This window comes from Lipingzhangella halophila (assembly GCF_014203805.1).
Lineage (GTDB): Bacteria > Actinomycetota > Actinomycetes > Streptosporangiales > Streptosporangiaceae > Lipingzhangella > Lipingzhangella halophila.
This window is the reverse complement of the sequence record NZ_JACHJT010000001.1, coordinates 79,382-102,675: the sequence shown is the minus strand read 5'-3', so window position 1 is coordinate 102,675 and position 23,294 is coordinate 79,382. Positions and strand designations below refer to the sequence as shown.

The following is a 23,294-nucleotide window of genomic DNA, read 5'->3' as shown; positions in this document are numbered from 1 at the left end:
CGTGACGGCCGCGTGCCCGCGGAGTCGTAGGGAGCGGAGTCCGCAAAAACGGGGCTGAGCGTCCTCTACGGCAGCCATTCCATCTTCCAGCGCTGGTCCATGGTACGGCTGCGCGGGAAGCCGACCCAGTGCTCGCAGGCGCCGTGGCTTCCGTCTATTCCGGGGAGTGCGCAGTAAGCTGATAGTCCAAGTCGGGGCGGATCTCGAACCCCACTAGACGGGCGGCCTGCTCCAGGACATCACCGGTCAAATCGTAGACGAACACCAGGTCATCCTCGTCCTCGCTATCGAGGTAGTCGGCAAGAACCCGGACCGGGGTCTCGTCTATAGGGGCGCTCCAGACAAACTCCCCTGTTTCCTTGTCGAACCCGCACACTTCTCTTACCAGGAGCATCTCATCCTCGGCATTCTGGTCACCTACGTGTTGGTCACCAGCCGGGACCGCGCCGTCTCCGTTCGCGGATCGGTGGCGAGAACCCGGTCGCCCGTGTCTACATCCTCGATCGCCACCGATCCGCCGCCGGCGGTCAGCACAGGGGTATCCGCTGGGAAGCTGCTGGAGTCCGTCGGGCTACCCCCGCTGGGTCCTTCGCACTGGTCGAATAACCCGTCGCGCTCATTCCTAGCATCCAGGGAGTATCGGGGCAGGATCCCGCCTGCGGCTCCCGAGGTGCGAACGACGTGCGCTGACACACCCTGTACAAATCCGGACAGGAGACGCGTAGCACAGGAGTGAAGGGGTCTCGGGATCCTCGTGCGTCCTCCCGGGACACCGGGATCCGAAACAAGAAGACGCGGGAGACTTGGCCGCCAACGCCTCCCGCCATACCCACCCGCAGGGGCGATGGGCGGGCGTACACCGCCCCATCGGGTGCGGCGCCGCTTCCTAACCAGCCTCGACGAACGCCTCGCGGAGGTAGTCGTGCACGGCGCGTTCCGGCACGCGGTAGGAACGCCCCACGCGGATCGCGGGGAGCGCACCGCTGTGCACCATTCGGTAGACGGTCATCTTGGAGACACGCATAATCGTGGCGACCTCGGCCACGGTTAAGAACCTGACCTCATCCAGAGGAGCCTTACTCCCGTTCATCTTCCGACGCCCTCATTTCCGGACGTGAGCGTGATCATCCCTGCCTCTGCCAACCGGCGTGAGGCACCTGAGCGGCCGTGCTCAGGAAGGGCTCGGCCGCTCACCGCCGCGCCGGTTTGTCACTGACGTAACTGCTGAACTTCTGACACGTCCGGTTTCAGGGTAGATCCCGGGTCCACGCGGGGAAAGCTCGGTTTTGCTGTCCCTGCGGCTACATGAGCCCCCCGGGTCTCGTGAGGTTTAGGGGTTGGGTACCCCTGCGGGGTGCCTCAGCGCAGCCCGGCCCGGTGCAGCACGAACTCGGTGAGCGGCTGGTAGTCGGCGGTGAAGTATCCGTCGTCCAGGGGAACCGTCGCGTGCTGTTTTCCCTCGTATTCGGCGAGGAAAAGCGCTGGGTCGTTACAGTCGGCCAGCCCGATGGTGCTGATACCGACCTCGCCCGCGGCACCGGCGAAGCCGTGGTCGGCGATGACCAACTGCGGCCATTCTTCGCCGCGCTCGGCGAGATCCCGAAGCGCCGCCCGCATCGCGAACGGGTGGTGGCTGTGCCGGGGTGCACCGCCGACATCGCGCACCAGCCCGACGCCGTTATCCCAGATCAGGACCCTGCGATACGGCGGGTGCTCGTTCATCACCTCGTAGGAGTACCCGGCGCCGCCGGTGACGACCTCGCACCCGTGCTCTTCCAACGCGGCCTTCCACGTCTGGTACGTCTCAAGCAGGTTTCTGGGATGCCCTGTGGCGAACATCACTCGTTCGCGCTCATTCACGGCCTCGCGCATCCGGTCGGCCACGGACTCCAGAGCGTCGACCGTGCGGTCGGGGTCGATGGTGTCGACTCCCCACTGGTGCCCCTCGTCGGCCACGACCCCGCAGCGTTTGGCCATGAGGGCGAGCACCTCGGTAAAGGACCAGTCGTGTCCGAACGTCAGGCCGAACTGGTAGTACGGGTCCTTGTGGCAGAGCCGCCGGAAGTGTCGGAGGTTGCTCTGCCGGGGGGTGTCGACATGTCCCGCGATTCCCGTTCGCACCAGGTGCGCGACCAGCTCCGCGCGCGACGGCGGTGTCACCTACGATCCTCCCTCTTCGTCCCGGACCGGCGGCGCGCACCGGCACAACGATCGGACCCGGCCGCGGGGGTCACAGGCTCGGGTCGATGCCGTGACTGGGGAATACCGCCTTACGCGTGGCCTGAATGGCGCGGTCCACCGCGTCGTCGGGGTCGAAACCGTCGTCGAACGACCGGAACCCGCCGCTCCGGCCATCGGTCATGTGCAGGGGCGCGACCTCACCGGTACGGGTGCCCACGAACTCGCGCCACGCCTCGGGGGTCTCGGCGGCTGGGTCGATCCCGGCGCCCGCGGCCTCGGCCAGCAGGTGGGTCCACGCGCGGGGGACCACCTGGACCAACTCGTATCCGCCGCCGCCGAGCAGCACCCAGCGGCCGCCCGCGGCCTCCTTGGCGAGTTTCCGCAGTGCCTGGTAGGTGCGGTGCTGACCGTCGAGGCTGAGGGTGAGGTTGGCGAGCGGGTCGAGCGCGTGGGTGTCCGCGCCCTGCTGGGTGACCAGCACCTCGGGCTGGAACTCGCGCAGCAGCGGGGGGACCGTGGCATCGAACGCCCGCAGCCACCGGGCGTCGTCGGTTCCGGCGGGCAGGGCCACGTTCACGGCGTACCCCTCGGCGGCACCGGTCCCGGTCTCGCTGGGCCGCCCGGTACCCGGGAACAGGGTCATCGGGGACTCGTGCAGGCTGATGGTGAGGACGCGGGGGTCGTCGTAGAACATCCGCTGCACGCCGTCGCCGTGGTGCACGTCGACGTCGACGTAGGCGACCCGTTTGGCTCCCTGCTCCAGAAGCCAGGCGATGGCCATCGACGCGTCGTTGTAGACGCAGAAACCCCACGCGTGGTTCGGCATGGCGTGGTGCAGCCCGCCGGCGATGTTGGCCGCGTGCTCGGCCTCGCCGTTCCACACGGAGCGAGCCGCGGCGATGGAGGCGCCGGCGACCAGCGCCGAGGCGTCGTGCATCCGCGGGAACACGGGGTTGTCCGGGGTGCCGAGGCAGAATGCTTCGTCGGCGTCGAGGGAGTGGCCCGCCCGCTTGACGGCCTCAATGTAGCTGGGCTCGTGGATCAGCTTGAGCTGGTCGTCCGTTGCCGGTTCGACGCCGGTGAAGCTCACCCCCGGCGTGTCGAAGACCCCGAACTCGCGGCAGAGCGCCATTGTCAGCTCCACCCGAACAGGGGCGAGTGGGTGGTTCGGCCCGAAGTTATACGAGGTCAGGCCGTCATCCCACGCCACACGAAGCGAGGAGCCCATGCACCCTCCAAGCCGACGAGAATCTTGTGCTCATGTACACAGTAGTCAAATATCACCGGACGACGGTGTCCGGGGCTACCGAGAAGGAGGATGGACTCCCCCCGTTGTTCATCCCTCGGACAGCTCGCGGCTGCGGGCCCGGGCGGCGTCGACCGCTTCGGTGACAGCGGTACGTACGCCGTGCCGCTCCAGCTCGCGCAGTGCGGCGGCCGTGGTGCCACCGGGAGAGGTGACGTTCTCGCGCAGCATCACGGGGTGCTCACCGGACTCCTCAAGCATCGTCGCCGCTCCCGCGATCGTCCGGCGGGCCAGCACCTCGGCGGTCGCCCTTGGCAGGCCCATGGCCACCGCCGCCTCGATCATCGCCTCGGTGACGAAGTAGAAGTAGGCCGGACCGCTGCCGGAGACGGCGGTGACGGTGTCCATGTGCCGCTCCGGTACCCGGACGACCTCACCCACCGAGCGCAGCAACCGCTCGGCCTGGTCGAGCTGGGTGTCGGTGGTGTGCGTGCCGCCGCAGACAGCGGTCATTCCCTTGCCGACCAGCGCCGGGGTGTTGGGCATGGCCCGCACCACCGCGCCCCGGTCGGAGAGGTGCTTCTCCAGGACGGAGGTCGTGATGCCGGCCGCCACCGAGATCACCAGGTGGCGCGCGGTCAGGTGGTCGGCGATCTCGTTCAGGACGGCGACCATGTCCTGCGGCTTGGTCGCGAGAATCAGGGTCTCGGCGCGGCGGGCCGCCTCCGTCGCCGGGACGCCGTCGACGCCGTAGCGTTCCCGCAGGTCATCCGCACGCTGGCGGACCGGCTCGGCGACGAGCACGTCACCGGGTTCGCACCCTGTTGCCAGCAGGCCGGCGAGCAGCGCCTCGCCCATCTTGCCCGCGCCAATTATCGCGATCATTCACCCACACCTTTCGGACGCTTTCAACGGTATAGGCAGGCCACACCACCGCGCATCCTGGCCAGTACCGTTCGCCGGCGCCCGCCCACCGACGCGGCGCCAAAGGGAAACGCCAGGTCGCCCAGGATTTGCCGGGATCCCGGCGCACCCCGATTTCCGAGCCGGCCGGCACCATCTCGACCCGCGCGCGATTCGGTCACGATCGCCTCACTCGCCCGGCGCCCGCCGCTCCCTAGCTCCGGGACGCCACCGCGCGCGCGGCGAAGAGCAGGTTGGCGGGGCGCTCGGCAACGCGGCGCACCAGGTAGCCGTACCACTCGCGGCCGTAGGGCACGTACACCCGGACCCGCGCGCCCAGACCGGCCAGCCTGCGCTGCTCGGCGGGGCGGGCCCCGAGGACCATCTGGTACTCGAAGTCATCGTGGCCGCGCCCGTTCCGGCGGGCCAGGGTGCCCGCGATCGCGACCAGCCGCGGGTCGTGCGTGGCGACCATCGGGTACGCCCCGCTCTCGAACAGCGTACGCAACGAGCGGACGAACGCCCGGTCGACGTCGCGCTTATCCCGGTGCCCGGTATCGGCACTGGGGGCGTAGGCGCCCTTGCACAACCGGACCCGGACGCCGGGCCCCGCCATGGCGGCCGCGTCGCCCTCGGTCCGGCGCAGGGAGGACTGCAGCACACAGCCCAACCACGGGTACTCCCGGCGCAGTACCGCGACGACCCGCAGTGTCGCCGGCACCCAGGACTCGTCCTCCATGTCCACGGTGACGGTGGTGCCGGCGGCCGCAGCGGACTCGCAAATGCGGGCGATGTTGTCGGCGGCGAGCGACTCCCCCTCGGCCCCCAGTGAGAGCCCAACGGCGGTCGGCTTCACCGACACCTCGGCCCACGACGCGAGCCCGGCGTCGTAGATCAGCTCCAGCAGAGTCAGGTACTCCCGGGTGATGCCGCCGGCCTGTGCCGGGTCCGCCGTGTTCTCACCGAGGTGGTCGATGGTGGAGTACACGCCCAGATCCGCGAGCCCGGCGACCGCCCGTACCGCGTCACTGGCCCTCTCCCCGGCCACGAACCGGTTGATCACACCCCGGGTGGCGGGTGTCCGCGCGACGAACGAGCGCAACCGCTCGTTCTCGGACGCCGCGATGAGGGTGTGCCGCAGGACCATCTCGTCGCTCCTCACTAGCCAGCCGTGGGGACTCCGAGCCTACGCGGGCGGCGCCGCGGGACGTCGAGGGTGACGCGCGCCCCTCCACGCTGGGCCGACCGCGGGACCCCCTCGCGGGTCCGGCGGAGATCCGGGGCACCGCCCGTCTCCGCCGGGACACGCTGCGGAACCGTCAGAGGATGACCGTTCCGTCGCTGGCCACAGTGAACACACGCGGCGGGGACTGTGCGGGCCGGCGGCGCATGAGGATCCGTTCGCGGCGGTCGTCGCCGCCACCGCTGGGGTCGCCGCGCGGCCCGGCGAAGTGCAGCCGGGTGAACGCCAGCGCCTCGGCCAGCTCGAGCTGGCGGGCCTCGCGGTCGGAGGACTTGCGGGTGTTCACCTCAAGAACGAGCTGGCGCGCGTAGCCGGAGGTCGCGAGGTGCTCCAGCAGCTCGGCGCAGGGCTGGGATCCGCGGCCGGGGATCAGGTGCTCGTCGAGGTTCTGCCCGCCGAGACCGTCCGCGAGGTGCAGGTGCGTGAGCCGGTCGCCCATCTGCTTGGCCATGTCCATCGCGTCCGAGCCGGACATGGCGGTGTGCGACAGGTCGAGCGTCATGTCGGAGTAGTCGCGCTCCAGCGGGTTCCAACCCGGCGAGTACGGCACGACCTCCTTGTCGGCCATGCGCACTGGATACATGTTCTCGACGGCGAAGGCGACGTCGGTCTCCTCGCTCATACGCTCGATACCGGTGTCGAAGTCCTTGGCGTAGTCGCGCTGCCAGCGAAACGGAGGGTGCACAACAATGGTCCCGGCGCCCACGGCCTCGGCCATTTCCTTGGAACGCATGAGCTTGCCCCATCCGTCGCGTCCCCAGACCCGCTGGGTGAAGATCAGACAGGGCGCGTGCACGGCGGTGATCGGCACCTGGTGGTAGTCGGACAGCCGCCGGAGCATGTCGACGTCCTGGCTCACCGGTTCCGAGGTGACCATCACCTCAACGCCGTCGTAGCCGAGCTGCGCGGCGATCTCGAAGGCTACCGGAGTCTTCTCCGGGTAGACCGACGCCGTCGAAAGGACGACGGGCGCGTCTGGTACCTGGATAGCGCTCACTCGAACCACACTATGCGGTCCCACCACCGATTCGCTCGTGTCGGCGCGGACTCAGTACCGTCGAACAGGTGAGCGTTGCGATGCCGGGGGCTGTACCGAGTCCCAACATCTGGAACAGTCCCCGGGTGTACGAGCTGGAGAACAGGGCGGTCGACCCCGACGGTGTGATCGACGCCGCGATGCGCGGCATCCGCGGTATGGATGACGCGCACGTCCTCGACATCGGCTGCGGTACCGGATACCACCTGCCGCGGTTCGCCCGGGTGGCGCGACACGTCACGGGGATCGAGCCGCACGCGGGTCTGGTCAGGGCGGCCCGGTCCCGCACCCGCGGGCTGGCCGGCGTGACCGTGCGCAACGCTGTGGCGCAGCGGCTCCCGGTGGCCGACGCTTCCGTGGAGGTCGCGCACGCGCGCTGGGCGTACTTCTTCGGCCGGGGTAGCGAGCCCGGCCTGGCGGAACTGCGGCGCGTCATGCGGCGCGGCGGGTTCGCCTTCGTTGTCGACAACGACGCCACACGCAGCACGTTCGGCACCTGGTTCCGGCGGTTCCTGCCGAACTACGACCCCTATGACGTCGAGCGGTTCTGGGTGGCGAACGGGTTCCAGCGCGAGCCGCTGACGATGCGCTGGCTGTTCGAACGCCGCGCCGACTTCGAGGCGGTGGTGCGCATCGAGTTCTCCCCGAAGGTGGCCAGCGAGATCATCGCGACCCACCCCGGTGTGGAGGTCGACTACGCGGTCAACCTGTGGTGGCGGGAGTACTGACGCCAGCGCGGCCACCTACCGCCGCATCCGGCCACGGCCTGATCCGGCCACGAGAGCGGCCGCGGGGCCATCCGCGGACTCAGGAGAGCTCGGTGTCCTCATCGACGAACAACGGCGCACCGTTCTCCGTCGCCAGGAGCACGAAGGTGACGACGGTCCCGTCCTCCTCGTGGAGCGCGCGGCACTCGATCCCGGTGTCCTCGTTCGGGGTGACGAGCTCGATCTCCTCCATGTCGCACACCGCGTACTCGGTGTCCTCGAAGCTGCGCAGCCCCGCCTCCATGACATCGCGCAGCATCGGCATGCCCTCGGCCGTGGACTCGTACCGCAGGACCGAGTCGCTCTCCTCTATGTCGATCTGGTACTCGATGTCTTCGCCGAGATAACTGACCTCGCAGGTCACCGACTCGCCGCTCTCGCCGCCGATCTTCGGGCAGGATGTGTCGGCATCCGGGTCGACCTTGCCGCCGAACTCGCTGATCTCCTTCAGAGCCGTCCAGGCCATACGGTCGCTCAGCGGATCGTCGGGCTCGGGCTCCACCGGCAGGTCGGCCGCTTCGATCTCCGGGTGGCGCTCGTTGGGGATGGCGCCCTTGCGGAACCCCTCCGGCTCAACGGGCTCTCCCTGCTCCCCCGCGGGCCCGCCCCCGTCGGCGGCGACCTCGGGCTCGGGCTCCGCGGCGCTCGTGCCGCACGCGGAGCCGGCCAGAACGGCGCCGACCGCCACCAGGACGAGCAGGGAGCGGGCCGCAGGCCACGGACGGGCGAGGGGAAGCATGCGAGTCCTCTCAGCGACGCGGAAGCACACGGGCTCCAACGGCCCCCGCGCCAGACATACCGGTTCATCAGCGGAGATCCTACGCGGTCCGTCAGATGATCGGGCTCACCGAGATCGAGCCGTAGATGCTGAAGCTCACCTCGTACTCGGTGTCCTCACCCTCGGCGTAGCACGTGATGTCCTCGACGGTCTGGTCGACCGGGACCATCTGCCACTCGTCCATGGTGCAGTACACCGACTCGTTCTCGGAGATCCACCGCGTCTGCTCCTCGACCTTCTCCCGGTTCGCCACCAGGCCCTCGGTGGGGATCATCTCGTAGTTGAAGATGTACTCGCCGCCGGTGACGTCGATGTCGAAGGGGATCGACTCGCCCTTGAACGTGCTGGTGCACGTGGTGGTGGTGTCGATCGTGGAGTCGAAGTCATCGCAGGTCGTGGTGATGCTGTCGTCGATGGTGTGTGCGAACTCCTGCACCTGGACCGAGACGGCGTTCTCCACCTGGGTGACGGGGTCGTCCGATTCCGGCTCGGGAACCTCCTCGTCGAAGCTGACGCTTTCCGCCGGAATCTCACCGACCCGGAAGTCGCCGTCGGCGCCAGCGGGGGCCTCTTCTTCCTCAGTCTCCTGCACCGGCCCGGCATCCCTGTCCTCGGGGGGCGGGCCGCCGCGGCCGGGGATGGGCAGGAAGGCACAGCTGGAGAGCGCGAGGACCGCGGTGGCGGATGTCAGCCCCGCGGCGAGACGTCGTGATACATGCGGTGACATGGGGGAATGCATGAGTGGCCTTTCGGTGCGGGCGCGGCCCCGCAGTGCTGGGGCGCGCATGTTCAGGGGGAGGTGCCTTGGGAGATCCGCGGAACGCCTTCGGCGGGGGCAGGCGCCGGGCGTCAGGCACCCCTGAGAGGGAAAACTTTACCCTAGCCTGCGCATCTCACCCCAAACGGGACCAGAGGCACCGTTGCCTCCCTCGCGCAGAGCCGGGCCGGTCGGTACTTTCTCCACGGACGCTCTGACGCCCTCCCAACGTGGACGGTTCCGCCGGCCCCGCGGCATCGACTTCTGCCAGGTCAGGGCAGCGGTGCCGGTTCGGCGTCCCGCAGCGCCGCGAGGACCCGCGTTCCGGTCTCGGCCATTCCGGCCTTGTTGGGGTGCGCGGGCGCGGCGGGCTGGTCCGGGAAGATGCCCTCGACCCACCGCTCCGCTGGTTCGGCGCAGACGTCGTGGCCGCGCTCGAAGACGTCGACGTAGGCCACCCCCGCGTCGGCGGCCCGCTTCTCGATCTCCGCGTTCAGCGCGGTCTGCGTCTCGTCCAGGTAGGCGACATCGCCCCGGGCGATCGGCACTCGCGGCCAGCACCCCCGCTCCTCGGGGAGCACCTGGAGGTACCCGACAACGGCGATGGTCGCCTCCGGGCTGCGTTCGCGGATGCCGGCCAGCGCCGCGGCGATGTCCTCCCCCACTTCCGGTAGGCGCTCCCGCAGCTCGTCGCCACCGTCGCCCGCGAAGTGCTCCCGGCAGGGTGCCCCGGTCGGGTTGGTCGCGCTCAGCGCGGAGCACTTCAGCAGGACCTCCAGGAACCCGAGGTCGTTGCCGCCGATTCCCAGCGTCACCAGGGACGTGTCCGCGCGCAGCGCGTCGAACTGAGCGGGGTTGGTGGGGCCGATGCCGAGCGACTGCGGCTCGGTCATGTGCTCGGTCTCGGCCATGGCGCAGCTCACGTCGTCGAACTCCGCCACGTCCAGCGCGTCGGCGACGACGTTCGGGTAGTTGTTCTCCGAGCGCAGGCAAAAGACGGGATCGGACTCCATTGGCGAGATGAACGGCCCGGAAGTGAACGAGTCCCCCAGCGCCACGTAGTGCTCGACCTGCCCGGCATCGGCGCGGGTCGGGCCCGCGCCCGAGGACGGGGCCGTCTTGGCGGCGCTGACACCGGGCAACGCGGCGACGGCGAGCGCGCTCGCCAGGGCGAGGATCGGGGCGTGGCCGCGGGATGACGTCGGGGACACTCGGCCTCCTCGGGTAGGTGCGGGGCGCGGGCTCGACCGGCGCGCCAAGGGACCCGCTTCGTCCCGGAACGCACAACCAGAATCGTTATGAGAAAGAGTCGGTACGGAGAGTAATATTGTGGAACGTGCGCGTCCATTGGGCGCGCGGACACGCCGGATCGACACAACCGAACGGCGAGCGGCCCGTATGGTCACTGGCGGGCGCTAGCGTGCGGCCATGGCCAAGGTTGCGAAGAGCACGTTCCGGTGCGCCGAATGCGGCTGGACGACCCCGAAGTGGGTGGGGCGCTGCGCCGAGTGCCACGCGTGGGGAACGGTCGACGAAGTCGGTGCGCCGGCCTCCCCGACCATGGCAGCCCCGACCCGGGTCTCCGTCCCCGCCCGCCCCATCACCGAGATCAGCGTCGACGCCGCGCACGCCGAACCCACCGGGCTCGACGAGCTCGACCGCGTCCTCGGCGGCGGGATCGTCCCCGGCGGGGTGCTGCTCCTGGCGGGCGAGCCCGGTGTGGGCAAGTCCACGCTGCTGCTGGAGGTTGCCGCGCTCTGCGCCGACTCCGGCCCGGTGCTGTACGTCACCGGCGAGGAGTCCACCGGCCAGGTGCGGTTGCGGGCCGAACGGCTGGACGCGCTCTCCGATAAGCTCTACCTCGCCGCCGAGACCACGGTCGGGTCGCTCGTCAGCCATGTCGACGCGGTGGGACCAGGGCTGCTGGTCGTCGACTCGGTGCAGACCATGACCGCCCCCGACGTCGCCGGCGCCCCCGGCGGGGTCACCCAGGTCCGCGAGGTCGCGGGGTCGCTGATCCGGATGGCGAAGGAACGCGGGATCGCCACCGTTCTGGTCGGCCACGTCACCAAGGACGGCTCCATCGCGGGTCCCCGCCTGCTGGAGCACCTGGTCGACGTCGTCCTGCAGTTCGAGGGCGACCGCCACTCCCAGCTCCGCATGCTCCGCGCGGCCAAGAACCGCTACGGCCCCACCGACGAGATCGGCTGCTTCGAGCTCACCGACTCCGGCATCACGGGCCTGCCCGACCCCAGCGGCCTGTTCCTGACCCGCCGCGCCGAACCCGTGCCCGGCACCTGCGTAACCGTGACCCTTGAGGGCCGGCGCCCGCTCATCACCGAGGTGCAGGCACTCGTGGCGTCCTCGAACCTGCCGCAACCGCGCCGGGCCACATCCGGGCTGGACAGCGCGCGGGTGAACATGGTTACGGCGGTGTTGGAGCGCCGCGCCCGGATCCACATCGCCAGCGCCGACATCTACGTCTCCACCGTCGGTGGCGTGCGCCTGGGCGAGCCGTCCGTCGACCTCGCCCTGGCGCTGGCGGTCGCCAGCTCGAACCGCGACGTCGCGCTGCCCAAAGGGCTGGCCGCCATCGGCGAGGTCGGCCTGGCCGGCGAGGTCCGCGCGGTCACCGGGCTGTCCCGGCGGCTGAGCGAGGCACAGCGGCTCGGCTTCAGCCGCGCCATCGTGCCCCGCGACAGCGCCGAACCGTGCGAAGGCATCGAGATCATCGGGGTTGGCGACCTCGGCGAGGCGCTCTTGGCCGCGCTCCCCGCCGACCAGCGCTGACGCGGCGGCCGCACCTGGAGGCGCCGCGGTTCCGCCCGGGCGCGGTGGCGCCCCAACTCGTACCTGCGGGGACCGGGCCCCTGCGGGGGCCCGGCAACGCCCCCTAGTTGAGCCGGAACACCTGCTCCTCGGCTCCCCCCGTGTAGTCGCCGTGCAGGCTCGCGACGTAGGTACCCGACGACGCGTTGACGTCGCGGTCGCGGCAGTCCTTCCAGGAGCGCTTGCGGTCCCAGGTGACCGTGGTGGTCTCCGGGATGCCGCGGCTCAGCTCCCGCTTGTCACTCCGCTCGCCTTTCTTAGCACAGTCGGCCGAGGAGAAGACCCGGTCGTCACCGGAGGTGACCCGCACCTCCATGCTCTTGGTCCCGAGGTCGACGGTGCACGTCTGGTCGGCGGTGTTGACCACGGTGATCGTGATTTCGGGCTTCTCATCCCAGGCGTAGTCCTCCTTGTCGGTCTTGGCGGTCACCACTACGTCCTGTGGCCGGCACCGGTCGCCCGGCTTCTCGGGCGCGGGGACGGCGTCGCCGCCACCATCGGAGGAGCCAGCTCCTCCGCCCTCGCCGCCGTCGCCGCTGTCCTCGTTGTCGCTCCCGGATTCCTCTCCGTCGCCGCCGTCGGTGTCCCCGTCGTCGGGACTGGGGTCGTCAGTGGGGGTCGAGGAGGGTGGGACACTGGCTGACGGGGAGGAGTCCTGTGCGGAGTCCGGATCACCGCTGGCGGACTGCTCCTCGTCCCCGGTGAACTGGTTGCACCCGTAAGCGATCAAGGCCACGACGAGGAGTAACCCCGCCAGTACGAAGACACGCCGCTTCCAGTATGTCTCGGGACTCACGGGTCCAGCACTTGACGCCATGCGCGTAGTATTCCGCTTCCGCGGACCCCACACCTACTCAACCCGCCGATTCGCTCTTTACCCTCATATGAACCAGAACCCTTACAGCACCGCTCTTCTCGCCTGGTACCAGGCGAACGCCCGAGACCTTCCCTGGCGCCGATCAGACGCCAGTGCGTGGTCCATCCTGGTCAGCGAGATCATGTTGCAGCAGACGCCCGTCGCGCGGGTCCTTCCCGCGTGGGAGGCGTGGCTGCAGCGCTGGCCCGCCCCCGCCGACCTCGCCGCCGAACCCCCGGGTGAGGCGGTGCGCATGTGGAACCGGCTCGGCTACCCGCGGCGCGCGCTGAACCTGCACGCGAGCGCCTGCGCCATCGTGGAGCGCCACGGCGGCGAGGTGCCCAGCACGTACCCGGAGCTGCGCGCCCTGCCGGGCGTTGGCGCGTACACGGCAGCGGCGGTGGCCAGCTTCGCCTTCGGCGGGCGGCACGCGATCCTGGACACCAACGTCCGGCGGGTGCTGGCGCGTGCGCACACCGGGGTGCAGTACCCACCCAAGGCCCCGACCAGGTCCGAGACCGAGCTGGCCGAGTCGCTGCTGCCCGCTGACGCCGCCGTTGCCGCGCGCTGGGGGGTGGCCATCATGGAGCTGGGCGCCCTGGTGTGCACGGCGCGCTCCCCCGCGTGCGCGGACTGCCCCATCGCCAGCCAGTGCGCCTGGCGGCTCGCCGGAAAACCCGCCCACGACGGCCCGCCCCGGCGCGCCCAGACCTACGCCGGTACCGACCGCCAGGTGCGCGGCAGGCTGCTGGCGGTGCTGCGCGACTCCGAGGGCCCGGTGCCCAAGGACGCGCTCGACGCGGTGTGGAACGAGCCCATCCAGCGCGAGCGCGCCCTCGACGCCCTGGTCGCCGACGGCCTGGTGGATCCGCGCGAGGACGGCACCTACGCGCTGCCGGGGTAGCGGGGGCCGGCCCGGATAGCCGGATCCGGCCACCGCTTCGGTGGCGGCGGCTCGCCCGGCATACAATCCGCTGGTGGACATCCCCCGGCGTCACTCGCGGCTGGCCGTCCGAGGTGCGGCACTGCTCGCACTCTCGTTCGTGGTGACCTCCTGCTCAGCGCAGAACGCGCGCGTCGGGGTGCTCGCCCAGGACGCACCCAGGGACGCGCTTCCCACGGCCATGATCACCTGGTGCGGTGACCACGCGCCCGCGCACCTCGGCCTCACCGGCGACGTCTACGAGATGCTGTACACGCCGGAAAGCGAGCCCGAGGGGAACCTCCTCGAAGTCGACCTGGCCGACCCCGGGCCGGGGTGGACCGTCGAGGTGGAGCTGCGGAACGGGGAGACGTGGACGGTCGAGGACGGCCGCGGCTACATCCCGGACCCCATGACGCACTACCAGTACAGACTGGGGGTCAGTACCGACCAGGCCGAGGACGCGGCCGAGGCCGACCTGGGCTCGACCACGTTCACCATCAACCGGCTGTCCCGCGAGGAGGGCGTGTACGAGAGCCTGCCCGACGACGACCCCGGCTACGAGGTCACCCCGATCGAAGGGTTCGCCCTGGAGTGCTGACCCGCCGCGCCGCCGCCTCCTGCGGGGGTGGCCGTGGCGATTGGCCAGGGCCGGGCGGCCCGAGCGGAACGTTGCGGACCGGTCCGGCGCCCCTCACCGTCTCCGGAACGGCTGGTCGAGGTGCCAGGCGAGTTCCCTCTCCGCTTTCTCCCGGGCCTGCCGCGCGGTGGCCAGCTCGGCCTCCATCTGCTGGAGGTCGGCACGGAGCCGTTCGGTGTCCGCGACGCTCTGCCTCAGGGCGGCGTCCACCGTCGTCACCAGGACGTCGATCTCGGCGACGCGCCGCTCGTAGAGCAGCCAGTCGGGCCGGTAGACCGTCATGTCCAGGTAATCGAGCTGCCGCCGCAGCTCCGCGACCACGTCGGCCATAGGGTTCGCGGCCTCGTTCGCCGCCACGTTCCGTTCCAGCGCCACAACCCGGGCGAGTACCTGTTCCTTGGTGGCGGGAAGCGACCTGCTCAGCTCGCGCACGGTCGCAAGGCGGTCGATCGGCACCGCGAACTGCTCGCCGGCGGTGCCGAGTTCGGATTCGGCCGCCTCGGCCAGGCGCTCGCCGCCCCCGATGTCTCCTTTGCCCAGCGCGTCCTCGGCGGCGGAGAGCTCCGCCCCGGCCCGGTCGAGGTGGGACCGCCCGTGTTCGACGGTCTCGGTGAGGCCCGCCCAGATCCCGGGGGCGTAGTTCCCGGTCAGGGTCTCGCGGTGCTCCTCGGCCTCCTCCGCCTGCTGGTCCGCGGCGCCGAGCGCGTCGCGGATGCTGGCGAGCCGCGTTGTGAGTTCCGCGCGCCGCCGCCGGAGCGACAGCAGCGTCTCGCGGCTCTTCGCCAGGTCGGTGCTCAGTTCCGCGAGTGAGGTGTCGGCGGCGTGCAGCCGGTTCTCGGCGGCCAGCCGCTCCGCCTCAGCGACGCGCTCGGCGGCGACATCGAGGACCTCGGACTCCGTGGTCACCACGAACCCGTCGGCGGCGCTGGTGTCGGCGGCCGAGCGCACCTCGTCGATCTGCTGCCGGACGCGGTCCAGTTGCGCCGTGACGCGCTCACCGAGGGAGAGGGCCGCGGACAGGCGTTCCTCCTCGGCCCGCAACTGCGGAAGCAGTTCCTGGACGGCCCGTTCCAGCTCCCGCCAGGAGTCGACCACGCGGACGATCTCGTCGGAACTCCGGCCGGACAGGCTCTCTCCGGTGTCCCCGCTCAGCTCGGACCGCTGGCGGAGCAACTCGTCGGCCTCCGTGAGACGCTCCTCGCACGATCCCAGAACCTCTGGGACCTCCTCCGGGGCGAAGGCGCCCCGCACGAGTTCGACATCGCGGCGCAGGGTCCGCACGGCCTCGTCCATCTGCAGGGCGATCGTGTCGATCTCCCCCGCGACCTCGTCGAACCGGGCGAGCAGCCGGCCACGCCTCTTGCGGGTCACGAGCACCGCGCGGCCCCAGTGGGCCAGGCCACCCCCGACTGCCAGCACCGCGATTCCCACGAGAACCACGACCTCAAGCGGCTGCATGGCCCTCCCTCAGCTCTGTTGCGTCTTCGGTCGCATACCTGGGACACCCTACGGCCGCCTTTGGTTCCTTCTCGGACGCCGGAGCCGGGGGTCTTCCGTCGCGGCGGTACCAGCCGCCGGGCCGTGCCACGATTAGAGCCGCGAGCCACCCCGTACCCCTGGGAGCGAATGAGCATGAGTGATGCCGCACCGCCCACCAACGGGGGGCCGGACCTTCCTCCCCAGCACAGCTACGCACGCGCGCTGCTGGAGTTGTTCGCCATGCTCGACCCCGACGGGTTTCCGTACGAGGTTGCTTATGGCAGCTATTTCGCCCTCGACCATGTTCGGAGCGCACCGTGGCGCGACACCGACGCCGGCCCGCTGCGCCGTTTGGCGCGATGGTTGGGAGTCGGAAGCGGAGGGACTCTCGGGGCCCCGGAACAGTCCGCGCGCGACCAGCTGGAGAAGACCGGGCTCCTCCACGCCGGAACGGAGGGTGCGGCGCGGATCAGCCGCGAGACCCGCGGCTCCGTCCTGGCATCCCTGGACTACGAGGCGTTCCAGCGGGTGGCGCGGATCGCGGCCGACATGCTCGTCGACTACTGGATCATGCTCGACGAGGAGGCGTACGAGGCCGGACAGCAGCGGTTCGGTGCCGAGGCAGAACAGCTGGTTATCGCGAACACGGACACCCTGGTCGCGACCGCCGGCGAGGTCCTGTGGCGGCCGGAGGCCCATCGCGTGCTGTTCCAGCAGGGGTACTACCTTCGCGAGCTCGGGGACCGCGAGCGGGAGCTCGCCTACTGGCGTGACCTGCTCGCCGAAACCGAACGGATCCTCGGCCCCGAGCACCTCAGCACTTCCCAGCTCCGCGCCGACCTCGGCCGGGCCCAGCGGAACTCCGGCAACACGGCCGAAGCGATCGCCATCCACGAGGCCGTCCTCGACCACCGGCTGCGCGAACTCGACCACGAGCACAACGACGTCCTGACCTCGCGCAGCGACCTCGCTCTGACCTACCGCGCCGCCGGGCGGACCGACGAGGCCGTCACACTGCTTGAGGAGACGGTAGCGGCCGCCGCGCGGGCCAAGACAGGTTCACTGACCACTGATCTCATCCGGGACAACCTGGTGGACGTCTACTGCGGCGCCGGCCGCTACGACGACGCGGTCGTCCAGCGCGAAGAGGACGTCACACAACGGACTCACCGTATGGGCGCGAGACACCCCTACACGCTCAGCGCACGAAACAGCCTCGGCGAAGTGCTGCACGCCGCCGGCCGCGCCGAGGAAGCCGCCGCCGAGTACCGTGCCGTCGTCGGGGCGTGCGACGCGCAGAACCCGTCGGCGGACCTGACCGTTCAGGAGATCCGGGACGAGGCGGCCAAGGGCCTGGCCGACATGGGAGCGAAGGAATCCTGACGGAGCGAGAGGGAGCTACAGGCGGTCGCGCTTGAGGCCGGCCAGGAACGCCGACCACTCCGACACCGGCACCGGCAGGAACCCCGCCGCACGGTGCCCGGTGGCGCGCTCAACCCCATCACCCGGAAGGGTTCGCGCATCCCGATGCTCGCCCGGACCGCCGGCAGAATCTGCACCCGGATCGCGCCGTCCTCCACGAGGCTTAGGTTATGCCGGAGCTGCTCCCGCATAACCGTCTCGTCACCCACAACATCGGGGAGCGCCGGCTCCTTGGCCACGAACCACAGCGCGACGTGGTTTCTCCGGATGGTCGGGAGCCGATTGGTCCGGGTCTCGACAACCCGATCGATCTCTTCGGGGCGCGCTGTGATCCGGCCTTCCCTGATCATCGACCGCGCGTAGTCCGCCGTCTGCGACAGCCCTGGGATCCGAATCGCCTCATACGCCCTGATCCCGGTCGCCTGCTGTTCCAGCGCCAGCGCGTCCCTGAACCAGGAAGGCACGTGGCGCTGGTTGGTCAGCTCTTTCCACAGGCGACTCAAGACACCGCCTGCCTCCAAGGCGGTGTCCAATTCTTCCACTTGCTCCCGATGTGGGATTCGGTCCACTCGTTCGAGTTTCCCGATCATCGTGTAGTGCGTCGACAGCCTTCCGCCAACTGCCGCTGCGTCCACCTTGCTGAGGAGCGTAGGCGATACAGCCCCGCACCGAACCGCTTCCAGCGCACCCGATCCCGGTTCGCCATGCGATCCAGGTTGTCATTTCTGGAGCCAGCTTGGAGACAGGTAAGCCAAAAGGAGCCAAAACTGTCTCTTCGGTGGCAGGTTCCACCCGGAGGCGTCATTCTTGATAGCGGAAGGGCACCAAAAAGCCCCGGCGACGGCTGAACCCGTCCCGGGGCGCGGCCACCAGACATCCGACTGCGTGAACCCAAGGAGCTGATGACATGTCCGAGCGTAACCCGCGAACCCCCGAATGGGTACAGGTTCTGCTCGCCCCATTCGCCGCTCTGCTGTTTCTCCTGGTCCAGCCGGGACCTCCGCCGCGGCACGCACGCACATTGGCGCGGCAGAAACCTCCCGCTCCCAGCGAACGGTTGGCCCGGCTGCTGCGCCACACGCAGCGGCCGCACCCCTATGCCCTCTCTACCCCCACGCCGGTGGCCATCCCGCAGTACGAGCGGTTCTGCCAGGTACACAGCAGGAACCGGGCGCGGTGGCGACTCACCTACGAGCCGGACCAGTTCGCGCCCTACCAGGCACACCACCGTGTCCTCGAAGGAATCGTGCTGGCCGCCAACGACCTGGAAGCGCTGGACCTCGCGCTCACCGAGTTCGCCCCGCCCCCGCACACCCGCCCCTACCTCGACCACCGCGACGGTTCCCTCAGGAGCGCCACCGCGGAGCGCACCCCGGCCCGGGTGCTCTGACGCCGACGTTGAGTGGCCGCTCGGCAATACCGATACGGCGCTGGAGCACTGCGCGGCCACGTTGGACGCGGCCCGGGCGGCCGGCGACCACTGGGTCGAGGGGGTCGCGCTACGCCAATCCGGGGCGCTGCGGTGGGAGCGCGACCGCGACAGCGAGGCCATCGCCCTCACCGGCATTGAAGAGGCGCGTGTCTCCTTCGGCGAGACCGACCGGGCGCGCCAGCGTCTCGGCGCGGCGCTGGACATCCTGCGCTCGTTCGGCGCCCCCCGCGCCGGCGACGTCGAGGCCACTCTCGCCCGCCTCAACTGAGGCTGCCGTTTCTTGACCCCCTATTGGATAGCTCTACTATCCATGATTGGATAGTAGAGCTATCCAAAAAGAAGGGGTACCCATGTCCGCGCTCGTCGTTCTCGTTATCGCCCTGCTGGTGGCGCGCCTGCTCGGTGCGCTTGGGGCCAAGCGGCTCGCCACCTGGCCGGCCAGTGCGGCATACGGGTTGGCCGCCATGCTTCTCCTGACCGCCAGCGCCCATTTCGTCCCCGAGAGCGTCACGGCCATGCCCAACCACGCCGACATGGTCGCCATGGTCCCGCCGTTCGTGCCGTTCGCCGGGGCGGTTGTCTACGCCACCGGCGTGCTGGAGCTGGCCGGCGCCGTCGGACTGGTACTCGCGGCGACGCGCAGGGCCGCCGGGATCAGCCTCGCTGTTCTCCTAGTGCTGCTGCTCCCGGCCAATATCTATGCCGCCGTCGCCGAGGTGCCGTTCAACGGGGGCGATGCGACGCCGCTGTGGCTACGAATCCCACTACAGGCCGGCTACATCGCCGTCGCGCTGTGGGTCGCCCGCAAGGCCGGAACTGCCACGGCCGCCCCCCGGACCCCGGAGCCTCCGCGCACCGAAACGGCCCGGCCTTCCGGATGAAGCCGCGAAAGCGGTCGACCGCCGCCCGCCTCGAACAGGCGGACGGCCCTACCGTCTCGCTTCCTCGGCGGCGTTCCCCCGGAGCGGCGAAGATGTCCGCGGCCGTCACAGCTATCAGCCCCTGGTCGGCGGCTCGTCAGCTCGGTCGCCCGGTCGCAGAACGCCATGTCCCGCCCCCGCGTCACTGACATCAGGCGCCAGTGACGCACTCTGCCGGTGACCCCGACTGGAATCCCGGCGGTCCCGGGCGGAACGAAAAGAGGGGCGGCCCAATCGGGCCGCCCCTCTCTGATCTGATTTGCTGTTGTCTCGTTGGTTGTGGCTCGGCCGGTTACTCCGTCTGGGTGGACGAGCCCGCGGTCTCCTCGACCTCGGGCGTGTCCGGCACGGAGTCGGGCTTGGGCACGCCGCGGAAGGTGAACCGGGCGTCGGCCCCCTCGCCCTCGGCGTCGATGACCACGATCTGGCCCGGCTTCAGCTCGCCGAACAGGATCTTCTCCGACAGCTGGTCCTCGACCTCCCGCTGGATCGTCCGCCGCAGCGGGCGGGCGCCCAGGACGGAGTCGTAACCGCGCGAGGCCAGTACCTTCTTGGCGTTGGAACGCAGCTCCAGACCCATGTCGCGGTCCTTGAGCCGTTCGTCGAGCGCCGAGACCATCAGGTCCACGATGTCGAGGATCTGCTTCTCGGTGAGCTGGTGGAAGACGATGACGTCGTCGACACGGTTCAGGAACTCGGGCCGGAAGTGCTGCTTGAGCTCATCCTGGACCTTGGCCTTCATCCGGTCGTAGTTCGTCTGCTCGTCGTCCTCCTTGGCGAAGCCCATGGCCTGGCCCTTGGAGATGTCCCGGGTACCCAGGTTGGTCGTCATGATGATGACCGTGTTCTTGAAGTCGACGTTGCGACCCTGGGCATCGGTGAGCCGGCCCTCTTCAAGCACCTGCAACAGCGAGTTGAAGATGTCGTTGTGGGCCTTCTCGATCTCGTCGAAGAGGATGACCGAGAACGGCTTGCGCCGCACCTTCTCGGTGAGCTGGCCACCCTCCTCGTAGCCGACGTAGCCGGGCGGCGACCCGAACAGCCGCGAGACCGTGTGCTTCTCCATGAACTCGCTCATGTCGAGCTGGATCAGCGATTCCTCGTCGCCGAACAGGAACTCCGCCAGCGTCTTGGACAGCTCGGTCTTGCCGACACCGGACGGGCCGGCGAAGATGAACGAACCACCCGGGCGCTTGGGGTCCTTCAGGCCGGCGCGGGTACGCCGGATCGCCTGGGACAGCGCCTTGATGGCGTCCTCCTGGCCGATGACCCGCTTGTGCAGCTCCTCCTCCATGCGGAGCAGCCGGGAGCTCTCCTCCTCGGTGAGCCGGAAGACCGGGATGCCGGTGGCCGTGGCGAGGACCTCGGCGACGAGCTCCTCGGTGACCTCGGCGACGACATCCATGTCGCCGGCCTTCCATTCCTTCTCCCGCTGCGCCTTCTTGGACAGCAGCTGCTTCTCGTCATCGCGCAGCGAGGCGGCCTTCTCGAAGTCCTGCGCGTCGATCGCGGACTCCTTGTCGTGCCGCACACCGGCGATCTTGTCGTCGTACTCGCGAAGGTCCGGCGGTGCGGTCATGCGGCGGATCCGCATGCGCGAGCCCGCCTCGTCGATCAGGTCGATCGCCTTGTCCGGCAGGAACCGGTCGCTGATGTAGCGGTCGGACAGTTGCGCGGCGGCGACCAGCGCGCTGTCGGTGATGGACACCCGGTGGTGCGCCTCGTAGCGGTCGCGCAGGCCCTTCAGGATCTCGATCGAGTGCGAGATGGTGGGCTCGTCGACCTGGATCGGCTGGAACCGGCGCTCCAGCGCGGCGTCCTTCTCCAGGTGCTTCCGGTACTCGTCCAGCGTGGTCGCCCCGATGGTCTGCAGCTCGCCGCGGGCCAGCATGGGCTTCAGGATCGACGCGGCGTCGATGGCACCCTCGGCCGCTCCCGCACCGACCAGCGTGTGCAGCTCGTCGATGAACAGGATGATGTCGCCGCGGGTGCGGATCTCCTTGAGCACCTTCTTCAGGCGTTCCTCGAAGTCACCCCGGTACCGGCTGCCAGCGACCAGCGCGCCCAGGTCCAGCGTGTAGAGCTGCTTTTCCTTGAGCGTCTCGGGAATCTCGCCCTTGACGATCTTCTGCGCCAGGCCCTCGACGACCGCGGTCTTGCCGACCCCGGGCTCGCCGATCAGAACCGGGTTGTTCTTGGTCCGGCGCGACAGCACCTGCATCACGCGCTCGATCTCGGTATCGCGGCCGATGACCGGGTCGAGCTTGCTCTCGCGGGCGGCTTGGGTCAAGTTGCGGCCGAACTGGTCCAGGACCAGCGAAGTGGACGGGGTTTGCTCCGACGACGCGCCTGTGGCCTGCGGCTCCTTGCCCTGGTAGCCGTGCAGCAACTGGATGACCTGCTGGCGCACCCGGTTGAGATCGGCACCCAGCTTCACCAGCACCTGAGCGGCGACACCCTCGCCCTCACGGATGAGGCCAAGGAGAATGTGCTCCGTACCGATGTAGTTGTGCCCAAGCTGCAAAGCCTCCCGGAGAGACAGCTCCAGAACCTTCTTCGCGCGCGGTGTAAAGGGGATGTGACCGGACGGCGCCTGCTGGCCCTGACCGATGATCTCCTCTACCTGCTGCCGAACCGCTTCGAGGCTGATTCCCAGGCTCTCCAGAGCCTTCGCAGCGACGCCCTCTCCCTCATGGATGAGGCCGAGCAGGATGTGCTCCGTACCAATGTAGTTGTGGTTGAGCATCCTGGCCTCTTCTTGTGCCAGGACCACCACGCGCCGTGCGCGGTCGGTAAACCTCTCGAACATGTCTCGTCGCTCCTCACAGAGCGGTCAGGCAGGGACGGAAGTTCCGACCCTCACTTTTCCGCATTACGGCCCTTCAGGGGGAGAAGCCCTGGAGAGCGCTACCGCACCCGTCCACCAAGCCGCCCGGCTCTGCGGACTGACCCGACGAACACATCCCACACGCCGACCATTCCGCTGGCCGTCCGTGCAAGAGACTTTCCCCGACGATAGGGCGTTCACCCACATCCAACTACCTATCGGGCCTTCGGTGTTCCAACTACGCCGCAAGCGAACGGCCCGTGCATCCCTCAATCGCGAGGGCACACGGGCCGTGCTTTGCCACCGGGTCGGGCGGTTTGCTCTGAGCGAACGCACCTCAACGGGATTCGAGACTTCGAGGCCCGTTCGGCTCGGCTGGTTTATGGGACGCGCGTCACCCGGCCAGGGCGGTCGGCCGCAGGCCCGCAGCGCCGACAGCAGGGCAATCTGTGGAGGCTCTGGGGACGCATGATCTCGCGGGAGCCTCCCTCGTCCGAGAACCCCGCGAAACCATGCAGGGAATCGCCCTGCCCGCCTCGTACCGAGGCGGCGCCCGGCGAAGAGCACGCGTCCACCTCCGATGCGCCCCGCGGTCGCACACCGCCGGGAGCACCGCGTGGAACGCACACTCAGCGCTGGGCAGCCTCGTACTCGGCGACGATGGCGGCCGGGATGCGGCCACGCTCGTTGACCTGCTTTCCCGCGGCCTTCGCCCAGGCGCGGATCTCCGCGCTGCGCTCGCGGCTGGGAGCGCTGCGCTGCTGCCGCTTGCCGCGGCCAGCGGTCTTCTGCGGCGCCTTCCGTGCTACCTCAACGTACGGCGCCAGCGCGTCGCGGAGCTTGGACGCATTGTTGGCGCTGAGATCGATTTCGTAAGAGGTTCCGTCTACCCCGAACGAAACGGTCTCCTCTGCCTCTCCGCCGTCGAGATCGTCGACGAGAAGCACTTGAACCTTTTGTGCCATGGATACAGACCTTTCACATAGTGGTGCGGGGCACCTAAATATAAAGCTATCGGGAGTGCAGCCGAAAGACAATTCCCAACGCGGCAAAATC

The 23,294-nt window shown here is 69.4% G+C and carries 23 protein-coding genes; 8 read left to right on the top strand and 15 right to left on the bottom strand.

Features of this window, described 5'->3' with window-relative positions; all coding sequences use genetic code 11:
• Positions 1-154: 154 nt before the first annotated feature.
• The 7 genes from F4561_RS00495 to F4561_RS00465 all read right to left on the bottom strand — a co-directional run bounded on the left by F4561_RS00495 (position 155) and on the right by F4561_RS00465 (position 6,570).
• A complete protein-coding gene (locus F4561_RS00495) occupies positions 155-394 on the bottom strand; it encodes a DUF7683 domain-containing protein (protein WP_184573639.1) in 240 nt (79 codons plus the stop codon).
• 492 nt (positions 395-886) lie between these two features.
• A complete protein-coding gene (locus F4561_RS00490) occupies positions 887-1,090 on the bottom strand; it encodes a helix-turn-helix domain-containing protein (RefSeq protein WP_046468631.1) in 204 nt (67 codons plus the stop codon).
• Between the two features lie 269 nt (positions 1,091-1,359).
• Positions 1,360-2,160 (bottom strand): phosphatase, encoded by an 801-nt coding sequence (locus F4561_RS00485; RefSeq protein ID WP_184573637.1) that lies wholly within the window; start codon positions 2,158-2,160, stop codon positions 1,360-1,362.
• Between the two features lie 70 nt (positions 2,161-2,230).
• Positions 2,231-3,409, bottom strand: coding sequence for an acetoin utilization protein AcuC (locus F4561_RS00480; RefSeq protein ID WP_184573635.1), 1,179 nt, complete (start codon positions 3,407-3,409; stop codon positions 2,231-2,233).
• A 108-nt stretch (positions 3,410-3,517) separates the two neighbouring features.
• On the bottom strand, positions 3,518-4,312 hold the full coding sequence (gene proC, locus F4561_RS00475) for a pyrroline-5-carboxylate reductase (RefSeq protein ID WP_184573633.1): 795 nt from the start codon (positions 4,310-4,312) through the stop codon (positions 3,518-3,520).
• A gap of 232 nt (positions 4,313-4,544) precedes the next feature.
• Positions 4,545-5,477 carry a proline dehydrogenase family protein gene (locus F4561_RS00470; RefSeq protein WP_184573631.1) on the bottom strand — a complete coding sequence of 311 codons (933 nt, stop codon included), beginning with the start codon at positions 5,475-5,477 and terminating at the stop codon, positions 4,545-4,547.
• Positions 5,478-5,649: 172 nt separating this feature from the next.
• Positions 5,650-6,570: a sugar phosphate isomerase/epimerase family protein gene (locus F4561_RS00465; RefSeq protein ID WP_184573629.1), complete on the bottom strand. Its 921-nt coding sequence runs from the start codon at positions 6,568-6,570 to the stop codon at positions 5,650-5,652.
• Between the two features lie 80 nt (positions 6,571-6,650).
• On the opposite strand from F4561_RS00465, the gene F4561_RS00460 reads away from it, so the two are divergent.
• Positions 6,651-7,337, top strand: a complete 687-nt coding sequence (locus F4561_RS00460; protein WP_184582980.1) for a class I SAM-dependent methyltransferase — start codon at positions 6,651-6,653, stop codon at positions 7,335-7,337.
• A gap of 79 nt (positions 7,338-7,416) precedes the next feature.
• Here F4561_RS00460 and F4561_RS00455 read toward each other — a convergent pair whose 3' ends face one another.
• From F4561_RS00455 to F4561_RS00445, 3 genes are all read right to left on the bottom strand, one after another.
• Positions 7,417-8,115 carry a hypothetical protein gene (locus F4561_RS00455; protein ID WP_184573627.1) on the bottom strand — a complete coding sequence of 233 codons (699 nt, stop codon included), beginning with the start codon at positions 8,113-8,115 and terminating at the stop codon, positions 7,417-7,419.
• Positions 8,116-8,206: 91 nt separating this feature from the next.
• The gene (locus F4561_RS00450; protein WP_184573625.1) at positions 8,207-8,881 is read right to left on the bottom strand and encodes a hypothetical protein; all 675 of its coding nucleotides are present in this window, start codon (positions 8,879-8,881) and stop codon (positions 8,207-8,209) included.
• A gap of 302 nt (positions 8,882-9,183) precedes the next feature.
• A complete protein-coding gene (locus F4561_RS00445) occupies positions 9,184-10,122 on the bottom strand; it encodes an SGNH/GDSL hydrolase family protein (protein WP_184573623.1) in 939 nt (312 codons plus the stop codon).
• A gap of 217 nt (positions 10,123-10,339) precedes the next feature.
• On the opposite strand from F4561_RS00445, the gene radA reads away from it, so the two are divergent.
• A complete protein-coding gene (radA, locus tag F4561_RS00440; protein WP_184573621.1) occupies positions 10,340-11,701 on the top strand; it encodes a DNA repair protein RadA in 1,362 nt (453 codons plus the stop codon).
• A 103-nt stretch (positions 11,702-11,804) separates the two neighbouring features.
• Here radA and F4561_RS00435 read toward each other — a convergent pair whose 3' ends face one another.
• Positions 11,805-12,536, bottom strand: coding sequence for a hypothetical protein (locus F4561_RS00435; protein ID WP_312885080.1), 732 nt, complete (start codon positions 12,534-12,536; stop codon positions 11,805-11,807).
• 88 nt (positions 12,537-12,624) lie between these two features.
• Between F4561_RS00435 and F4561_RS00430 the strand changes: the two genes are divergently transcribed.
• Together F4561_RS00430 and F4561_RS00425 are read left to right on the top strand one after the other, a co-directional pair.
• The gene (locus F4561_RS00430) at positions 12,625-13,500 is read left to right on the top strand and encodes an iron-sulfur binding domain-containing protein (protein ID WP_184573619.1); all 876 of its coding nucleotides are present in this window, start codon (positions 12,625-12,627) and stop codon (positions 13,498-13,500) included.
• Positions 13,501-13,573: 73 nt separating this feature from the next.
• Positions 13,574-14,119 (top strand): hypothetical protein, encoded by a 546-nt coding sequence (locus F4561_RS00425; protein ID WP_184573617.1) that lies wholly within the window; start codon positions 13,574-13,576, stop codon positions 14,117-14,119.
• Positions 14,120-14,212: 93 nt separating this feature from the next.
• Here the strand turns inward: F4561_RS00425 and F4561_RS00420 are convergent, their stop codons facing one another.
• On the bottom strand, positions 14,213-15,616 hold the full coding sequence (locus F4561_RS00420) for a hypothetical protein (protein ID WP_184573615.1): 1,404 nt from the start codon (positions 15,614-15,616) through the stop codon (positions 14,213-14,215).
• 174 nt (positions 15,617-15,790) lie between these two features.
• On the opposite strand from F4561_RS00420, the gene F4561_RS00415 reads away from it, so the two are divergent.
• Positions 15,791-17,020: a tetratricopeptide repeat protein gene (locus tag F4561_RS00415; RefSeq protein ID WP_184573613.1), complete on the top strand. Its 1,230-nt coding sequence runs from the start codon at positions 15,791-15,793 to the stop codon at positions 17,018-17,020.
• Here the strand turns inward: F4561_RS00415 and F4561_RS00410 are convergent.
• A complete protein-coding gene (locus F4561_RS00410) occupies positions 16,960-17,694 on the bottom strand; it encodes a DUF5753 domain-containing protein (protein WP_184573611.1) in 735 nt (244 codons plus the stop codon). The two genes, F4561_RS00415 and F4561_RS00410, sit on opposite strands and share 61 nt — an antisense overlap.
• Positions 17,695-17,966: 272 nt before the next feature.
• On the opposite strand from F4561_RS00410, the gene F4561_RS00405 reads away from it, so the two are divergent.
• The 3 genes from F4561_RS00405 to F4561_RS00395 all read left to right on the top strand — a co-directional run bounded on the left by F4561_RS00405 (position 17,967) and on the right by F4561_RS00395 (position 19,372).
• Positions 17,967-18,449 carry a hypothetical protein gene (locus tag F4561_RS00405; RefSeq protein WP_184573609.1) on the top strand — a complete coding sequence of 161 codons (483 nt, stop codon included), beginning with the start codon at positions 17,967-17,969 and terminating at the stop codon, positions 18,447-18,449.
• Positions 18,450-18,510: 61 nt separating this feature from the next.
• A complete protein-coding gene (locus F4561_RS00400; protein ID WP_184573607.1) occupies positions 18,511-18,759 on the top strand; it encodes a hypothetical protein in 249 nt (82 codons plus the stop codon).
• Positions 18,760-18,841: 82 nt separating this feature from the next.
• A complete protein-coding gene (locus F4561_RS00395; protein WP_184573604.1) occupies positions 18,842-19,372 on the top strand; it encodes a DoxX family protein in 531 nt (176 codons plus the stop codon).
• 331 nt (positions 19,373-19,703) lie between these two features.
• Here F4561_RS00395 and F4561_RS00390 read toward each other — a convergent pair whose 3' ends face one another.
• Positions 19,704-22,220, bottom strand: a complete 2,517-nt coding sequence (locus F4561_RS00390; protein WP_184573602.1) for an ATP-dependent Clp protease ATP-binding subunit — start codon at positions 22,218-22,220, stop codon at positions 19,704-19,706.
• A gap of 647 nt (positions 22,221-22,867) precedes the next feature.
• The gene (locus F4561_RS00385; protein ID WP_184573600.1) at positions 22,868-23,203 is read right to left on the bottom strand and encodes a histone-like nucleoid-structuring protein Lsr2; all 336 of its coding nucleotides are present in this window, start codon (positions 23,201-23,203) and stop codon (positions 22,868-22,870) included.
• Positions 23,204-23,294 lie beyond the last annotated feature (91 nt).

Coding starts and splice junctions, on each gene's coding strand:
- proC (WP_184573633.1), bottom strand. CDS start 4,312: ATGATCGCGATAATTGGCGCGGGCAAGATGGGCGAGGCGCTGCTCGCC.
- radA (WP_184573621.1), top strand. CDS start 10,340: ATGGCCAAGGTTGCGAAGAGCACGTTCCGGTGCGCCGAATGCGGCTGG.
- F4561_RS00470 (WP_184573631.1), bottom strand. CDS start 5,477: ATGGTCCTGCGGCACACCCTCATCGCGGCGTCCGAGAACGAGCGGTTG.
- F4561_RS00395 (WP_184573604.1), top strand. CDS start 18,842: ATGTCCGCGCTCGTCGTTCTCGTTATCGCCCTGCTGGTGGCGCGCCTG.
- F4561_RS00390 (WP_184573602.1), bottom strand. CDS start 22,220: ATGTTCGAGAGGTTTACCGACCGCGCACGGCGCGTGGTGGTCCTGGCA.
- F4561_RS00495 (WP_184573639.1), bottom strand. CDS start 394: ATGCTCCTGGTAAGAGAAGTGTGCGGGTTCGACAAGGAAACAGGGGAG.
- F4561_RS00405 (WP_184573609.1), top strand. CDS start 17,967: ATGTCCGAGCGTAACCCGCGAACCCCCGAATGGGTACAGGTTCTGCTC.
- F4561_RS00480 (WP_184573635.1), bottom strand. CDS start 3,409: ATGGGCTCCTCGCTTCGTGTGGCGTGGGATGACGGCCTGACCTCGTAT.
- F4561_RS00450 (WP_184573625.1), bottom strand. CDS start 8,881: ATGTCACCGCATGTATCACGACGTCTCGCCGCGGGGCTGACATCCGCC.
- F4561_RS00490 (WP_046468631.1), bottom strand. CDS start 1,090: ATGAACGGGAGTAAGGCTCCTCTGGATGAGGTCAGGTTCTTAACCGTG.
- F4561_RS00455 (WP_184573627.1), bottom strand. CDS start 8,115: ATGCTTCCCCTCGCCCGTCCGTGGCCTGCGGCCCGCTCCCTGCTCGTC.
- F4561_RS00415 (WP_184573613.1), top strand. CDS start 15,791: ATGAGTGATGCCGCACCGCCCACCAACGGGGGGCCGGACCTTCCTCCC.
- F4561_RS00420 (WP_184573615.1), bottom strand. CDS start 15,616: ATGCAGCCGCTTGAGGTCGTGGTTCTCGTGGGAATCGCGGTGCTGGCA.
- F4561_RS00460 (WP_184582980.1), top strand. CDS start 6,651: ATGCCGGGGGCTGTACCGAGTCCCAACATCTGGAACAGTCCCCGGGTG.
- F4561_RS00430 (WP_184573619.1), top strand. CDS start 12,625: ATGAACCAGAACCCTTACAGCACCGCTCTTCTCGCCTGGTACCAGGCG.
- F4561_RS00385 (WP_184573600.1), bottom strand. CDS start 23,203: ATGGCACAAAAGGTTCAAGTGCTTCTCGTCGACGATCTCGACGGCGGA.